Below are 16,977 nucleotides of genomic sequence, written 5' to 3'. Positions count from 1 at the left end.
TGACTCGCGTATCCGCCGTTTTCCGGGCCTCGCCTTCGGGCGGTCGGCCGTGTGGTGTGAATACGCCCCCGGGCGGGTCGATCGGTTTGGCGAGTCGCGTGCGCGCACTCGAAGCATGGCGGACTTGATATTCCGTGTGATAAACATCACGTCCATTGCTGGGTCGAGGTTTGTCGAGCGGCGTGGGACGGACTCGGACCGATGGACGGCTCGGTTGTCGACCGCCGACTGGCGAGGGCCCGCGCGGTGGCGGACGGTGGCCGAGTGATGGTGCGAGAGCGAATGCTCGCGTCGGTGCGGCAGGCGTCCGCGGTGGCGCGCAATCATCCGGTGGCGACGCGGTCGGTGGCGGCGGTCGTCGCGGGCTTGTTGCTGTTCGGCAGCTTCCCGCCCAGGCCGTGGTGGTTTCTCGCCCCTTTGGGCGTGGCGGTGCTCACGCTCACCGTACGCGGCGAGGGCCGCCTGCGGGCGGGCTTCGGCTACGGATTTCTGGCCGGGCTGGCGTTTTTCGTCCCGCTGCTGCCGTGGACCGGCATCTACGTCGGACCGCTGCCGTGGCTGGCGCTGTCCACCGCCTGCGCGGTCTACCTCGGCGTCTTCGGCGTGCTCGGGCGGTTGGTCGGCGCGTTGCCCGGCTGGCCGCTGTGGGTGGCACTGGCCTGGGCCGCGGCGGAGTGGGGCAGGTCCAGCTTCCCGTTCGGTGGTTTTCCCTGGGGCCGTTTGGCCTTCGGTCAGGCCGACGGCTGGTTCCTGTCACTGGCGGCGATCGGCGGCGCCCCGCTGGTCGGGTTCGCCGTCGCGCTCACCGGAACCGGGCTGGCCGCGTTGGGCTCCGTGTTGTGGTCGGTGTGTACCACGGATGACGGGCGCGAAACCATGGTCTCCGAGAACGGTGCGCCCGAGTCGACCGCCGTGAGCGGACCCGTCCCGGCGACCCGACTGGGATACGCCGCTGTGGCTTTCGCCGTCTTGATCATGCCGCTCAGCGGTCTGCTGCTCCGGTCGGCGCTGCCGGATCCGGACGCGGGCGACCGAACGGTCACGGTCGCGGCGATCCAGGGCAGCGTGCCCCGCCTCGGACTGGACTTCAACGAACAGCGGCGGGCCGTGCTGGACAATCACGTCCGGCGCACCGAAGAACTGGCCGACGAGGTGGCGGCGGGCCGCGCGCCGCGCCCGGATGTGGTGATCTGGCCGGAGAACTCCTCCGACATCGATCCTTTGCGCAACGCCGACGCCGCCGCCCTGATCACCGCCGCCTCCGAGCGCATCGGCGCACCCATTCTGGTCGGCGCCGTGCTGATCAACCCGGACCGGACGACGACCAACTCGGTGATGGTGTGGAACGGCGCGGCGGGTCCGGGAGACCGGCACGACAAGAAGATCATCCAGCCTTTCGGCGAGTATCTGCCGATGCGGAGTTTCTTCCGGCATTTCTCCGAATACGCCGATCGGGCGGGGTATTTCGTACCGGGAAATGGTGACGGAGTTGTGCACGCGGCGGGTATAGACATCGGCGTGGCGACGTGCTACGAGGTCGCTTTCGATCGCTCGTTCGAGGACGCGATGCGCGCGGGCGCCCAACTGCTCACCGTGCCGACGAACAACGCGACCTTCGGCGACAGCGAGATGACCTATCAGCAGCTGGCCATGTCCCGCGTTCGCGCCGTCGAACACGGCAGAGCGCTGGTCGTCGCGGCCACGTCGGGTGTCAGCGCCATCATCGCCGCCGACGGCAGTGTGCGGCAGGAATCGGCGTTGTTCGTGCCCGCGGCTCTGGTCTCCGAGCTTCCGTTGCGCAACGACACCACTCTCGCAACACGAATCGGGCCCGCGCCGGAGCGAGTTTTCGTTATCCTGACGGCTGCCGCCGCGCTGGCCGCGGCCCTCCGGCGGCGATCTGTTACCCGCGTGGACGAGCGAACCGGTCGTCGAGCCGTCGACGACCGATAGATCCTGTCGAACCAGCTTTTACCGAACACTCGGTTTGTTCTCGCCCCTACCGCCCCGAAAACGAAGGTGCGTAGTAAAGTTGCGCGCCGTTCGCCAGACAACTGAAGCGATCTGCGGAGTAGCATCGAACAGTCTGGTCAGGGCCCGTTTTGCTTCGGTTCGACCTAGTTGAGTCGCAATGTTTGCGGAAATGTAACCAACCAAAGTGGCCTTCTGCCAAGGACGTTGGATGTGAAACAAATCCAAAACGTCGGCAATCCGGCTGATGCGACGCTCCGAATCATAGGGCGTGGATTACGTCCTACGGCTGGCGCGCGTGCGCTTGCTGGGGCGGTGCTCGGGGAGTTGCGTCAACAGCGGCAGAACGGAGTGATTGATGAGTTCATTGGCCACGGATCGCGTCGACCAATGTTCATCCGGCGAATTCTCGGCCCAACCGTTTGCTCTGTCACCCGCGCAGACAGCTCTCTGGTACGCGCAGCGGATTCGCCCCGACGTACCGCTCACGATCTCTCAGTACGTCGAGATCCACGGCGACTTGGACGAGGGGCGGCTGCTGTACGCGATCGAGCGTTTCGGCGCCGAGACCCAGGTGGGTCAAGTGCGCCTGTTGGAAATAGATGGCACTCCGTATCAGATCGTCGACCCGGTGACACGGCCCGGCTGGCGCCGTATCGATCTGCGCGGCGAGGCCGACCCGCGCGCCGCGGCGCTGCGCTGGATGCACGAACACACGAGCTCGCCGATCGATCTGGAACGCGATCCGCTGACCTCCAACGCGGTTCTGCGGATCGGGGACTCCCATTACATCTGGTACTCGTTCGCCCACCACATCGTCATCGACGGCTACGGTGCGATGAACGCGCTCACCCGTACCGCGGAGATCTACACCGCGCTGGAGAGCCGGACCGAGCCGGTCGCGTCGCGGGCGACGCCGCTGGCCGAGATCTACGCCGACGAGGCGCGCTACCACGATTCCAGCCGTTTCCAGAGTGACCGCGAGTACTGGGCCGGGCAGCTGTCGGGCGTGGGCGAGCCGGTGAGCCTCGGCGGCGCCCGGCTCGGCGCCGCCACCCACGACGCGGGCCGCAGGCTGGCCACCGCCGTGCTCGACGACGAGCAGCATGCCGCGATCGACGCGGCGACCAGCGCGTGGAACACCACCGACTCGGCGGTGTTCGTCGCGGCGTTGGCCACCTACGTGCGTTCGGTGACGGGCAACGCGGACGTGGTGCTGAGCCTGCCGGTCTCGGCGCGCACCACGGTGTCGCTGCGCCGCTCGGCGGGCGTGATCTCCAACGTCGTGCCGATCCGGCTGCGTTTCGACGAGGCGACCACGATCGGCGACCTGGTGAAGGCGGCCGAGCTGCAGATCACCGGCGCCTTGCGGCATCAGCGCTACCGGCACGACGACATTCGGCGCGACAGCGGCTACTCCCGCGACGCGCGCGGATTCTTCGGCCCGATGGTCAATCTGATGCTGTTCCACGACGAGCTGCGTTTCGGCAGTCTGCTCGGCTCCATGCACGTGCTGGCCACCGGCCCGGTGGAAGACCTCTCGGTCAACGTCTACAACGGCGCGGGTGGCCGCCTGCACATCGACTTCGAAGCCAATCCCCGCCTCTACGGCGAGGCCGAAGTCGGCGTGCACCACGCACGCTATCTGGACTTCCTCGGCCGTTTCCTGGCCGCCGATCCCACGGTGCCCGCCGAGTCGCTCGGCGCGATCACCCACGCCGAGCGCGAGCAGGTCCTGCACGAGTGGAACGCCACCGCCGCGCCCCGGCAGGAGGGCACCCTCGCGAGCCTCTTCGCCGAACGCGTCGGGTCCGATCCGGACGCCATCGCACTCGAGTTCGGCGACGAGTCGCTGACCTACGCCGAACTCGACGGCCGCGCCAACCGCCTGGCCAGGCTTTTGATCGCGCGCGGCGCCGGGCCCGATACGACGGTCGCCCTGTGCCTGCGCCGCAGCCTCGACCTGGTGGTCGGCATGTACGCGATCGTGAAAGCGGGCGCGGCGTACCTGCCGCTGGACACCGAGCACCCGGCCGAGCGGATCGCGCAGATCGTGCGTCAGGCCGAGCCGTTGTGCGTGCTCACCGCCAGCCGGGACGACGTGGAGCTGCCCGCGACGGTCACCCGGCTGGACATCGACACCGCGCGGCTCTCCGGATTCGACGACGCGCCGGTCACCGACGCCGACCGCACTGGCGCGCTGCGCCCCGACCACCTCGCCTACGTCATCTTCACCTCCGGATCGACCGGAAAGCCCAAAGGCGTCGGCGTGACCCATGCCGCCATCGTCAACCGGCTGCGCTGGATGCAGCACGAGTATCCGCTCGGCCCCGACGACGCGGTGCTGCAGAAGACCCCGGCTACCTTCGACGTCTCGGTGTGGGAGTTCTTCTGGCCCTTGCAGGTCGGCGCGCGCTTGGTGATCGCCGCCCCCGACGGGCACCGCGACCCGACGTACCTCGCCTGGGTCATCGCCGAAAAAGGCATCACCACAGCGCATTTCGTGCCGTCCATGCTATCGGTGTTCGTCACCGAGGCGGATCTACGCGGTTGCGCCTGCCTGCACCGGGTGTTCTGCAGTGGTGAGGCGCTGCCTGCCGCCGCCGTGCGGGAGTTCTACGCGGCGCTGCCCGCCGCCGAACTGCACAACCTCTACGGCCCGACGGAGGCCGCCGTGGACGTCACCTACTGGGCGTGCCCACCCGATGCCGCCGCCGTGCCGATCGGCTCGCCGGTGTGGAACACCCAGACCTACGTGCTGGACGACCGCTTGCAGCCCGTTCCGCCCGGCGTGGTCGGCGAACTGTATCTCGCCGGAGTCCAGCTGGCCCGCGGCTACCTGAGACAGCCGCGGCTGACCGCCGACCGATTCGTTGCCGACCCCTTCACTCCCGGCGCGCGGATGTATCGCACCGGTGACCTGGCACGCTGGCAGATCGGCCGCTCCGGTGCCGAGCCAGGCGTGCTGGAATACCTGGGCCGCAGCGACTTCCAGGTCAAGATCCGTGGCCTGCGCATCGAGCTCGGTGAGGTCGAGGCCGCACTGCTCGAGGACGCGAAGGTGGCTCGCGCGGTATGCGTGGCGCACACCGGACGCGCGGGCGACGAGTTGGTCGCCTACGTGGTCGCGGCGAAGCAGGACGACGACGATGCCCCGCTGGACACGGCCGCGCTGTTGACCGCGCTGCGGCGCACGCTGCCCAGCTACATGGTGCCGTCCGCGCTGATGGAACTCGACGAGCTGCCGCTGAGCGCCAACGGCAAGATCGATCGGAAGGCGCTGCCCGTGCCCACGCCGGGCACGCGGTCGATCCGGCCGATCGCCGAACCCCGCACCGAGGTCGAGCGGGTGCTCGCGGGCATCTTCGCCGAGGTGCTCGACACCGAGGTCGGCATCGAGGACAACTTCTTCGATCTCGGCGGCAACTCGCTCATCGCCGCGCGGGCGGTATCCAGGATCAACGCCGCCCTCGGCACCGCGCTGACCATCCGTGACCTGTTCGAGTCCGGGACGATCGAGGCGCTCACCCGGCGATTTGCCATGCAGACCACCGACGTCGCCTCGCCGCGGCTGACGCCCGCCGAACGACCGGAGCGGATCCCGCTGTCGCAGGCGCAGCAGCGGCTGTGGATCCTGAACCGGTTCTCCGAACACGCCGCCGCGTACAACATGCCGCTCGCGGTGGAGGTGGAAGGCCCACTGGACGTGGCCGCGTTGCGTGCGGGCCTGGTGGACGTCATCGAACGGCACGAGAGCCTGCGCACCACCTTCCCGGAGTCGCCGGAGGGGCCCTACCAACTGATCCACTCGGCCGAGGCGATCCCGCTGACGCTCGACCCGATCGATGTCACAGCGGCCGACGTGGCGGACCTGGCGACCGAGTATGCCGGGTACGGCTTCGATCTGCGCAGCCAAGCCCCGATCCGGGTGGCGCTCTACCGCACCGGCCCGCAGCGCCACGTCTTCCTCGTCGTGCTGCATCACATCTGCGGTGACGGTTGGTCCATCGCACCGCTGGCCAAGGACCTGATGACGGCGGTGGCCGCGCGCGCGAACGGCGTGGAACCGCAGTGGACGCAGTTGCCGGTGCAGTACGCCGACTTCGCCCTCTGGCAGCGCGAGCTGCTCGGCGACGAGTCCGATCCGGCCAGCGCGCTCAGCCGTCAGCTCACGCACTGGCGCACGGCGCTGGCCGGGCTCCCCGAGCAACTCGATCTGCCGCTGGACCGCCCGCGCCCACTGCGCAGGTCGACCGTGGGCGGCCGGGTCGAGTTCACCATTCCGGCCGAGATCCGCCGCGCGGCGGTCGAACTCGCGGCCGGCCGGGGCGTGAGCATGTTCATGGTGCTGCACGCGGCGCTGGCGACCCTGCTGTCGCGGCTGTGCGCGAGCGGCGACATCGCGATCGGCACCCCGATCGCGGGTCGTTCCGATCCGGCGCTCGACGACCTGGTCGGCATGTTCGTCAACACCCTCGTCCTGCGCACCGCGGTCGACCCGGCGGCCGGGTTCGACCGGATGCTCGACGTGGTGCGCGAGACCGACCTCAACGCCTTCGCCAACGCCGACGTACCGTTCGAGCGGCTGGTCGAGGTGGTCAACCCGGAGCGTTCTCCGTCGCGGCATCCGTTGTTCCAGGTGATGCTGTCCTACGACCACGCGCCGGATCTGCGGATCGAGCTGCCCGGGGTCCGCGCCGCGGTGCTGCCGATCGCCTCGGACGTCGCCAAGTTCGACTTGCAGTTGGTCGTCCACGACGACTCCGGCGACGGACCGCTGTCGGCCGAATTCGGCTATACGACGGACGTTTTCGACCACTCCACTGTGCAGTCGTTCGCCCGCAGGTTCATCGCCGTGCTGGCGGGCGGCGTGGCCGCTCCCGAGCTGCCGGTCGGCGACCTGCCGATCCTCGACCGCAGGGAGTCCGAGAATCTGGTGCCCATCGGGGGCGCGCCCGCCGAGCCGTCGATCACGCTGGCCGCCTTGCTGTCCGGCACCGCGCGCAGGCTGCCGGACGCGGTGGCGGTTCGTTATCTCGGCGCCGACACCACCTACCGCGAACTCGACGAGCGATCGAACACGCTGGCGCGCGTGCTCATCGAGCACGGGGCCGGTCCCGAGACGGTCGTCGCGATCGCGCTGCCGCGCGGGCTCGACGCGATCACCGCGGTGTGGTCCGTCGCCAAAACCGGTGCGGCCTATGTGCCGATCGATCCCAGCTACCCGGGCGAGCGGATCGCGCACATGATCGGTGACTCCGGGGCGACGCTCGGCATCACCGACCCCGAATGCCTCGACGCCATGCCCGCCCTGCCCGCGACGCGGGGCAGGCACCGCAAGACCCAGGTCGACTGGCTGGTCCTCGGCTCGGGTGAACTGACCGCCGAGCTGGCGGGCCACTCGGCGGATCCGATCACCGACGACGAGCGGCACCACCCGATGCGGGTGAGCCACCCGGCCTATCTCATCTACACCTCCGGGTCCACCGGCACGCCGAAGGCGGTCGTCGTGACCCACGCCGGTATCGCCTCCCTCGCCGGCGAGCAGAACTACCTGTTCGGCATCTCGGACGCGGCGCGCACGCTGCACTTCTCCTCGCCCAGCTTCGACGCCTCGGTGCTGGAGCTGCTGCTCGGCTTCGCCGCGGGCGCGACAATGGTGATCGCCCCGCCGGGCATGTACGGCGGCGCCGAGCTGGCCGCGCTGCTGCGCGAGGAGCGGGTCACCCACGCCTTCGTCACACCGGCCGCGCTGGCCACCGTGCCGAGCGAGGGGCTCGACGAGCTGGAGACGGTCATCGTCGGCGGTGACGCCTGCTCGGAGGAACTCGTCGAGACCTGGACCGCCGGGCATCGCATGCACAACATGTACGGTCCGTCGGAGGCCACCGTCGCGGCGACCGCTAGCGGGCCCATGCGGCCGGGCCGGCCCGTGCCGCTCGGTGCGCCGGTGCGTGGCATGCGTCTGTTCGTGCTGGACAGTCGCCTGCATCCGGTGCCGCCGGGCACGCCGGGCGAGCTGTACGTGTCGGGTCCCGGCGTCGCCCGCGGCTACCACGGCCGTTTCGGCCTGACCGCGCAGCGATTCGTGCCCAACCCGCACGGCAGGCGTGGGGAGCGGATGTACCGCACCGGCGACTTGGTCGTCATGGAGCGGTCCGGACAGCTGCGGTTCCTCGGGCGCGCCGACGATCAGATCAAGATCCGCGGCTTCCGTATCGAACTGCGCGAGATCGACAACGTGCTGCGCCTGCATCCCGGCATCCGGTTCGCGCTCACCGTGGTGCACACCGACGAGCAGGGCCAGGTACGGCTGGCGTCGTATGTGACGGCCGATCGGCCGGTCGAGGCGCGGGCCGTGCTGGAGACCGCGCGGCAGCGGCTGCCCGGCTACATGGTGCCCGCGTCGGTGGCGGTGCTGGACGAGATCCCGGTGACGCCCGCGGGCAAGCTGAACCGAAAGGCGTTGCCGCAGCCCGTGTTCGAGGCCGCGGCGACGTCCCGTCCGCCGAGCACCGCACTGGAGTTGGGTGTGGCGGGCGTGTTCGGCGGGGTGCTCGGTCGCCCGGTGACCGGAGCCGAGGACAGCTTCTTCGATCTCGGCGGCAACTCGCTGCTGGCCACCCGGCTCGCCGCCGCGCTGCACGCGGAGTTCGGTGTGGAGCTGCCGGTGCGGTCGATCTTCGAGGCACCGACGGTCGCGGGAGTCGCCGAGCAACTGGACCGAGCGCCCCGGACGCAGCGGCAGGCGCTGGCGGTGCAGACGCCGCGTCCGGGACGCATTCCATTGTCGCTGCCGCAGCAGCGTTTGTGGTTCATCAACCGATTCGCGCCCGAATCGAGTGCGTACAACATCGCTTTCGTGATCCGCGTGGCCGGCGATCTGGACGTGCCCGCGCTACGCGAGGCGATCACCGACGTGGTGGGGCGGCACGAAGTGCTGCGCACCGTCTTCCCCGAGGACGCCGACGGCGCGCAGCAGGTGGTGCTGCCGGTCGAGCGGGCGGTGCCCGAGGTGGTGGTCACCGACATCGATGACTCCGGCGCGAAGGCCGCGCTGGAAGCTCTGGCGCACAGCGGTTTCGATCTCACCAGGCAGCCGCCGCTGCGTCTGTCGCTGTTGCGCACCTCCCCGGAGCGTTACCTGCTCGGCGTCGTGCTGCACCATATCGCCGCCGACGGCTGGTCGCTCGGTCCGCTGACCAAGGACTTGGCCGCCGCCTACGCGGCGCGGCACGAGGGTGCGGCGCCGTCGTGGACGCCGCTTCCGGTGCAGTACGCCGACTTCGGGCTCTGGCAGCGTGCCTGCCTCGGCTCGGAAGGCGATCCGGACAGCATCGCGGCGACCCAACTGGAGTACTGGCGCACCGCGCTGGCCGACATTCCCGACCAGTTGCCGCTGCCTTATGACCGGCCGCGGCCGGAGGAGCCGACGCAGCAGGCGGGAACGGTGCGTTTCACGGTGCCGGAGCAGGTGCGGCGCGGGCTCGCCGCGCTGGCTCGCGATCGAGGTGTCAGCAAGTTCATGGTGCTGCGTTCGGCGTTCGCGGTGCTGTTGCGCTGTGTCACCGGCGGTCGGGACATCGTGATCGGCACCCCGGTGGCGGGGCGTACCGACACCAAGCTCGACGAACTGGTCGGCATGTTCGTGAACACGTTGGTGCTGCGCTCCGACGTCGACCCGGACCGCAACTTCACCGACCTGCTGCGCGCCGACCGGGATACCGAGCTGGCCGCGCTGGCGCACGCCGACATCCCGTTCGAGCGCATCGTGGACGAACTCGGCGCCGAGGCCCGCGCCACGGGCCGTCATCCGCTGTTCCAGGTTGCGCTGAGCGTGCAGGACGGTCCGGTGCCCGCGCTGGAACTGCCCGGCCTCGCGTTGCGCGCGGAGCCGTTGGACATCGCGCTGGCGAAGTTCGACCTGGAGCTGCGGGTCGCGAACGACACCGGCGCACCGGGATCCGCCGCGGACGAAACCGACAGCGTCTACGAGTTCGTCTACGCCGCAGAACTTTTCGACGCGACGACGATCGAGACGTTGGCGGACCGATTCCTGCGCGTGCTCACCGCCGTCACCGCCGACCCGCGCGTGCCGATCCGCGACGTCGACGCGCGTACCGACCACGAGCGCCGCACACTCGCCCCGGCGCGGGGCGGGAAGGCGGCCGAGCCGTGCACGCTGGCCGCATACTTCACCGCCACCGCGCAGCGGTTCCCGCACAACACGGCGCTGTGCGCGGGGACGACCTCACTGACCTATGCCGAGCTCGACCGGCGCTCCAACCGCTTGGCGCGGGCACTCATCGCGCGCGGACTCGGCCCGGGAACGCGGGTGGCGCTGGGGCTCATCCGCTCGATCGATTCGGTGGTGGCGCTGCTGGCGGCGACGAAGGCAGGCGCGACGTTCGTCCCGGTCGACCCCAAGTACCCCGCCGAGCGCATCCGGCACATGCTCGCCGACTCCGGTTGCGCGACCGGCGTCACGATCACCGCGCACGCGGAGCAGCTGCGCGCGGGCTCCCCGGCCGGGCGGGAGATCGAGTGGTTGTTACTGGATCGTCCCGAATTCGCCGCGGAACTCGACGGCCACGACGACGCGCCGATCCACGACCACGAACGCTCGCGCGCCAACCAGGTGGCCGACCTGGCCTACCTGGTCTACACCTCCGGATCGACCGGAACGCCCAAGGGCGTCGCGGTGACCCACGGCGGTCTGTCCAACCTGGCCGACGAGATCCGCGACCGCATCGGCGTCGACGAGCGTTCCCGCACACTGCACTTCGCGACGCCGAGTTTCGACGCGGCGATCCTGGATCTGCTCATCGCGCTGGGCGCGGGCGCGACGATGGTGATCTGCCCGGCCGACATCTACGGCGGTGACGAGCTGGCCGCGCTGCTGGAACGCGAGCGCGTCTCCCACGGCTTCATGACCCCGGCCGCGCTCGCCACGATCGACCACGAACGCTGGCCGCTGCCGCACCTGCGTGCGCTCATGGTCGGCGGCGAGGCGGTTGCGCCGGATCTGGTGGCGCGCTGGGCGCCGGGACGTGTGCTGTGCGATGTGTACGGACCGACCGAGACCACCGTGGTCATCACGATCTCCCGCCCGATCCGCTTCGGCGATCCGATTACGATCGGCAGCCTGGTGCGCGGAGCCAGGGCGTTGGTGCTCGATGAGCGACTGCGCCCGGTGCCGGTCGGTGTTCCCGGCGAGCTGTACCTCGCGGGGCACGGCCTCGCGCGCGGGTACTTCGACCGGTTCGGGCTCACCGCAACGCGTTTCGTGGCCGACCCGTGCGGGCCCGCGGGCGCCAGGATGTACCGGACCGGTGACGTGGTGCGCTGGAACGCCGCCGGCGAGCTGGTCTACCTCGGGCGCAGCGACCACCAGGTGAAGCTGCGCGGGTTCCGGGTCGAACTCGGCGAGATCACCACCGTGCTCGGCGAACACCCGTCGGTGCGGTTCGCGCACACCGAGGTGCGCCGCATCGCCGGCGCCGACCGGATCGTCGCGTTCGTACAGCCCGCCGACCGGGCGGCCGGGGTGGACACCGAGGAGGTGCGCGCCTTCGTCGCGGGCAGGCTGCCCACGCACATGGTGCCCTCCGGGCTCACCGTGCTGGACGCCATTCCGCTGACTCCGGTCGGCAAGCTGGACGTCAGCGCACTGCCCGAACCGCAGTTGCTCGGGGATTCGCCCGGCCGTGCGCCGCGGACCGACGCGGAGCGCTTGGTGGCCGCGGTGATGGGTGAGTTGATCGGGGCCGACGGCGTGCGTGCCGAGGACAGCTTCTTCGACATCGGCGGCAACTCCTTGCTGGCGACCCAGCTCGTCGCGCGGCTGGCCGCGGCGACGAACGTACGGCTCGCCGTGCGCACCGTGTTCGCCACGCCGACGGTCGCCGGGCTCGCCGAGCTGCTGGACGCGGGCGCGGCGTCCGATGCGGACCGCCCGGCGCTGGTGCGCCGGGAGCGCCCCGAGCGCATCCCGCTGTCGGCCGCTCAGCGGCGGCTGTGGTTCCTCAACCGGTTCAACGCCGGGTCGGGCGCCGGGCAGTCGTCGGGCGCCTACAACGTCCCGCTCGTGCTTCGGATGACCGGTGCCCTCGATGTCGGCGCGCTGGTCTCCGCACTGCACGCGGTGCAAGCCAGACACGAAACCCTGCGCACGGTGTTCCCGGAGACCGACGGCGCACCCGCGCAGGTCGTGCTCGACCCGGCCGAGGCGGCCATCTCGCTGTCGCGGATGACGGTGCGCCCGGACGAGGTCGAGACCGCCGTGCGTCGTTTCGCCGCACCGGGATTCGATCTGGCCACCACCGTTCCGATCCGCGCGGCGTTGGTCTCGGTGCAGACCGGAGAGGCCGCGGAGCACGTGCTCGTCGTCGTGGTGCATCACATCGCGATGGACGGCTGGTCGCTCGAACCGATGGCCGCCGACGTCGCCGTCGCCTACCGCGCCGCCTGCGGTGGCGGCGCGGCGGAGTGGGCGGAGCCCGAGGTCCAATACGCCGACTACACCCTGTGGCAGCAGGAGGTGCTCGGCAGCGAGGACGACCCGGACTCGGCGGTAACCAGGCAGCTGGAGTACTGGCGGCGCACCCTGGACGGCATCCCGGAGTTGCTGACCGTGCCCGCCGACCGGCCGCGTCCGCCCGCCCCGTCCTATCGGGGCGGCACCGTGGAGTGCGCGGTGGACCCGGTCACGCACCGCGAGTTGCAGATGATCGCCGGTAGCAACAACGTCAGCCTCTTCATGGTCCTGCACGCCGCGCTCGCGGTGCTGCTGCACCGGATGACCGCCACCGACGACATCACCGTCGGCACCCCGATCGCGGGTCGCGGTCATCCCGCGCTGGACCGCCTGGTCGGCATGTTCGTCAACACGCTGGTGCTGCGCACGCGGATCGACCCGGGCGCCCGGTTCACCGACCTGCTGCACGCCGTGCGCGAAACCGACCTGGACGCCTTCGCCCACGCGGACCTGCCGTTCGAACGTCTGGTGGAGGTGCTCAACCCGGCCAGGTCCCAGGCGCACCATCCGATGTTCCAGGTGATGCTCTCGGTCCGCAACGAGCCGGTCGGCGGTTTGGACCTGCCGGGGCTGCGCATCGAGGCGGCCGACATCGACACCGGGATAGCAAAGTTCGATCTCCAATTCACCCTGACCGAAACGCAGACCCCGCAACGTGATCCGGCCGGCATCACGGTGGCGGTGAACTACGCGAGTGACCTGTTCGACGAGCCGACCGCGCAGCGGCTGGGCAAGCGCCTGGCCCGCTTGCTGGCCGCGATCGCCGCGAACCCGACCACCGCGGTGGGCGATCTGGAGGTGCTCGATCCCGCCGAGTGGTCGGGGCTGGCTCCGGTGCGCGGGGCCAAACCGGACCGGCCGATCACCTTCCCCGAAGTGTTCGAGCTGGCGGCGAGCGTCGACCGGGCCGGCATCGCCCTGGTGGCCGACGGCACCGAGGTGACCTACGACGCCCTGGATCGCTGGACCAACCGGCTGGCGCGCGTACTCATCGCCCGTGGCGTCGGCCCGGAAACACTAGTGGCACTCGGCATCCCGCGGTCGATCGAGTCGGTGGCGACGGTGCTCGCGGTGGCCAAGGCCGGAGCGGCGTTCGTGCCGGTCGACCCGCTGTACCCGCGGCAGCGCATCGCGCACATGCTGTCGGATTCCGGTGCGTCACTGGGCATCACGCTGGCGGGCTACCGCGGCGAGCTGCCCGACGGCGCGGAGTGGATCGTGCTCGACGACCCGGCGTTCCGCCGCCTGGTGCTCGCCGCGCCGGACGCGCCGATCGCCGACGCGGAGCGCCTCGCCCCGCTGCGAATCGACAATCCCGCGTACGTGATCTACACGTCCGGCTCCACCGGCACGCCGAAGGGCGTGATGGTCACCCACGGTGGATTGTCGAACTTCGCCGCCGAGACCGCCCACCGGTTCGACGTCCAGCCGGGGTGCCGGGTGCTGCATTTCGCCACGCCGAGCTTCGACGCCGCGATGCTCGATCTGCTGCTGTCCCTCGGCGGCGCGGCGACCCTGGTGATCACGCCCAGCGGCGTGGTCGGCGGCGACGAACTGCGGCAGGTCTTCGCCGCGGAGGGAATCACCCACGCGTTCATCACCACCTCGGCGCTCGGCACGGTCGACCCGCATGGCCTCGCGGAGTTGCAGCACGTGCTGGTCGGCGGTGAGGCGCTGCCGCCGGACCTGGTGACCCGGTGGGCGCCGGGCCGCAATCTGTACAACGTCTACGGCCCGACCGAGACCACCATCGTCACGGTGATGTCGCAGCCGATGACGCCCGGCGAGCCGATCACCATCGGCGGACCCATTCGCGGCGTCAACGCGGCGGTCCTGGACGCGCGGCTGCATCCGGCTCCGCTGGGGGTGACCGGCGAGCTGCACCTGTCCGGAGACGCGCTGGCCCGCGGTTACCTGAACCGTCCTGGTCTGACCGCGCAGCGGTTCGTCGCCAACCCGTTCGGCAAACCGGGGGAGCGGATGTACCGCACCGGCGACCTGGTGCGCTGGTGGGCCGGGTCGCGCGAGCACGGGTCGTCGGCGGACGCCGCGCCGGAGATCCAGTACGTGGGCCGTACCGACCATCAGGTCAAGATCCGCGGCTTCCGTATCGAACTCGGCGAGATCGACGCCGCGCTCGCGCGCCACGGCGGGGTGGCGTTCTCCACCACCATCGGGCATCGCACCCCGGCAGGCGCGACAGCGCTGGTGTCGTACGTGAAGGCGCGCGACGGAGTGTCGCTCACCGCGGCCGAGCTGACCGGGCATGTGGCCGGACTGGTACCGAATTACATGGTGCCGCAATCGATCATGCTGCTCGACGAGGTTCCACTGAGCCCCGTGGGCAAGCTGGATCGGGCGAAGCTGCCGGAACCGGTGTTCACCACAGGTGAGGGCTATCGGGCCCCGTCCACCCCGACGGAGGAGGCGCTGTGCGCGGCCTTCGCCGAGGTGCTCGGCGTGGAGTCGGTGGGCGCGGACGACGGTTTCTTCGAACTCGGCGGCAACTCGCTGCTGGCCACGAAAGTCGTCGCGCACGTGCGGGAGACGGGCATCGACCTGCCGGTGCAGTTGATGTTCGGCGACGCGACGCCCGCCGCCATCGCGGCGCGGCTGGACGACGCGGGCGCGACCGCGGGCGCCGCGGTGGCGGCGATGCTGGCGCCGGTGCTGCCGATCCGGCCGGGTACCGCGGCGAGCCGGGCGCCGCTGTTCTGTGTGCATCCGGCGATCGGTCTGGCTTGGTGCTACTCGGGATTGCTCGCGCACCTGCCGGGGGACCGGCCGGTGTACGGGTTGCAGGCGCCGCACGCCGCCGGGCAGGACGGCTACGCGTCGATCGACGAGGCCGCGAGCCACTACGTGGCCGCGATCAAGGAGATCCAGCCCGAGGGGCCCTACCACCTGCTCGGCTGGTCGCTCGGCGGATTGATCGCACAGGAGATGGCCGTGCAGTTGCAAGAGGCGGGCGACGAAGTCGCGCTGCTGTCGATGATGGACAGCTACCGCCTGTCCGACGAACTGCTCGACCAGGCGACGCCGAGCGTCGCCGAGATCGTCGGGGAGTTCGGCAGCGACGAACTCGGTGCGGAGATCGATCCCGGCATGAGTCTGCGGGAGGCGGCCGAACTGCTGCGCGCCCGGTCCGGACCGTTCGCGGCGCTGACCGTCGAGCATCTGGAGCGGCTCTACGCGGGCTACGACAACGGCGCCGTGCTCGCACACAGCTTCCGGCCCCGCCCCTTCGACGGCGACCTGCTGTTCTTCAGCGCGGGCGACGACCCGATCAACCGGGCCGATCCCGACCGGCGCGCCGACGCCTGGGAGCCGTACGTCACCGGCGCCGTCCACGACCACGAGCTGCGCTGCGCGCACTCCGCGATGACCACCCCGGAGGCACTGGCGGTGATCGGGCCGGTGCTGCGGAGGTGGCTGGAGACGAAGGAGACGCACAGGTGAGTTTCGCGGTGGAAGTGACCGGCCTGGTGAAGAACTACGGCCGGGTCCGCGTGCTGGACGAGATCGACCTACGGATTCCCACGGGCACCGTGATGGGTCTGCTCGGCCCCAACGGCGCGGGCAAGACGACGACCGTGCGGATCGTCACCACGCTGCTGAAGCCGTCCGCCGGGTCGGTGCGCGTGGCGGGCGTCGACGTACTGCGCGACCCCGCGGCGGCGCGCAAACGGATCGGCCTGTCCGGTCAGTACGCCGCCGTCGACGCCAATCTGTCCGGCTACGAGAACCTGCGCATGGTGGCCAGGCTGTACGGGATGTCGCCGCGGCAGGCGACCGCCAGGGCCACCGAACTGCTCGGCGCCCTCGGGCTCGACTACGCCGCGCACCGCAGAGCGGGAACCTACTCCGGCGGCATGGCCCGGCGGCTGGACCTCGCGGGCGCGCTGGTCGCCCGGCCCACCGTGGTGGTGCTGGACGAGCCGACCACCGGTCTGGACCCGCGCGGCAGACTGGACATGTGGGGGGTGATCGGCGACCTGGTCGACGACGGCACCACGGTGCTGCTCACCACGCAGTATCTGGAAGAGGCCGACCTGCTGGCCGACCGCATCACCGTCATCGATCACGGGCAGGTCATCGCGCGCGGCTCGGCCGACGAACTGAAGACCTCGATCGGCGGCGACCGGCTCACCGTCACCTTGGCCGCCGGACAGGCCGCCGCGCCCGCGCTGGCCGTGCTGGCGCAGGTCGGCGTCGGCGAGCCCGGCCACGAGGCGGGCACCGACGAGGTATCGGTGGTGGTCGGCGACGGTTCGCGCACGATGGTGGAGGCGCTGCGCAGGCTGGATGACGCGGGCGTCTGCGTGGTCGACGCCAACGTGCACCGGCCGAGCCTCGATGACGTATTCCTTTCCCTCACCGGCAAACCGAGCGGAGCGACCGTCACGGAACCGGAGACCGACGACGTACAAGAGGAGATCATGTCGTGAGCACGGCAATCGTTGGGGAGG

The 16,977-nt window shown here is 70.4% G+C and carries 3 protein-coding genes; all 3 read left to right on the top strand.

Going from position 1 to position 16,977, the window contains the following annotated elements; translation table 11 throughout:
- Positions 1-282: 282 nt before the first annotated feature.
- Positions 283-1,953 (top strand): apolipoprotein N-acyltransferase, encoded by a 1,671-nt coding sequence (gene lnt / locus ACL03I_RS08750; protein ID WP_412805733.1) that lies wholly within the window; start codon positions 283-285, stop codon positions 1,951-1,953.
- A gap of 376 nt (positions 1,954-2,329) precedes the next feature.
- Positions 2,330-15,967, top strand: coding sequence for a non-ribosomal peptide synthetase (locus tag ACL03I_RS08745; RefSeq protein ID WP_412805625.1), 13,638 nt, complete (start codon positions 2,330-2,332; stop codon positions 15,965-15,967).
- Positions 15,964-16,956, top strand: a complete 993-nt coding sequence (locus ACL03I_RS08740; RefSeq protein WP_355077659.1) for an ATP-binding cassette domain-containing protein — start codon at positions 15,964-15,966, stop codon at positions 16,954-16,956. Before ACL03I_RS08745 ends, ACL03I_RS08740 begins: the two co-directional genes overlap by 4 nt.
- Positions 16,957-16,977: the final 21 nt, after the last annotated feature.

This window comes from Nocardia sichangensis, assembly GCF_047200615.1.
Taxonomy (GTDB): Bacteria; Actinomycetota; Actinomycetes; order Mycobacteriales; family Mycobacteriaceae; genus Nocardia; species Nocardia sichangensis.
This window is presented reverse-complemented; position numbering and strand designations above follow the sequence as displayed.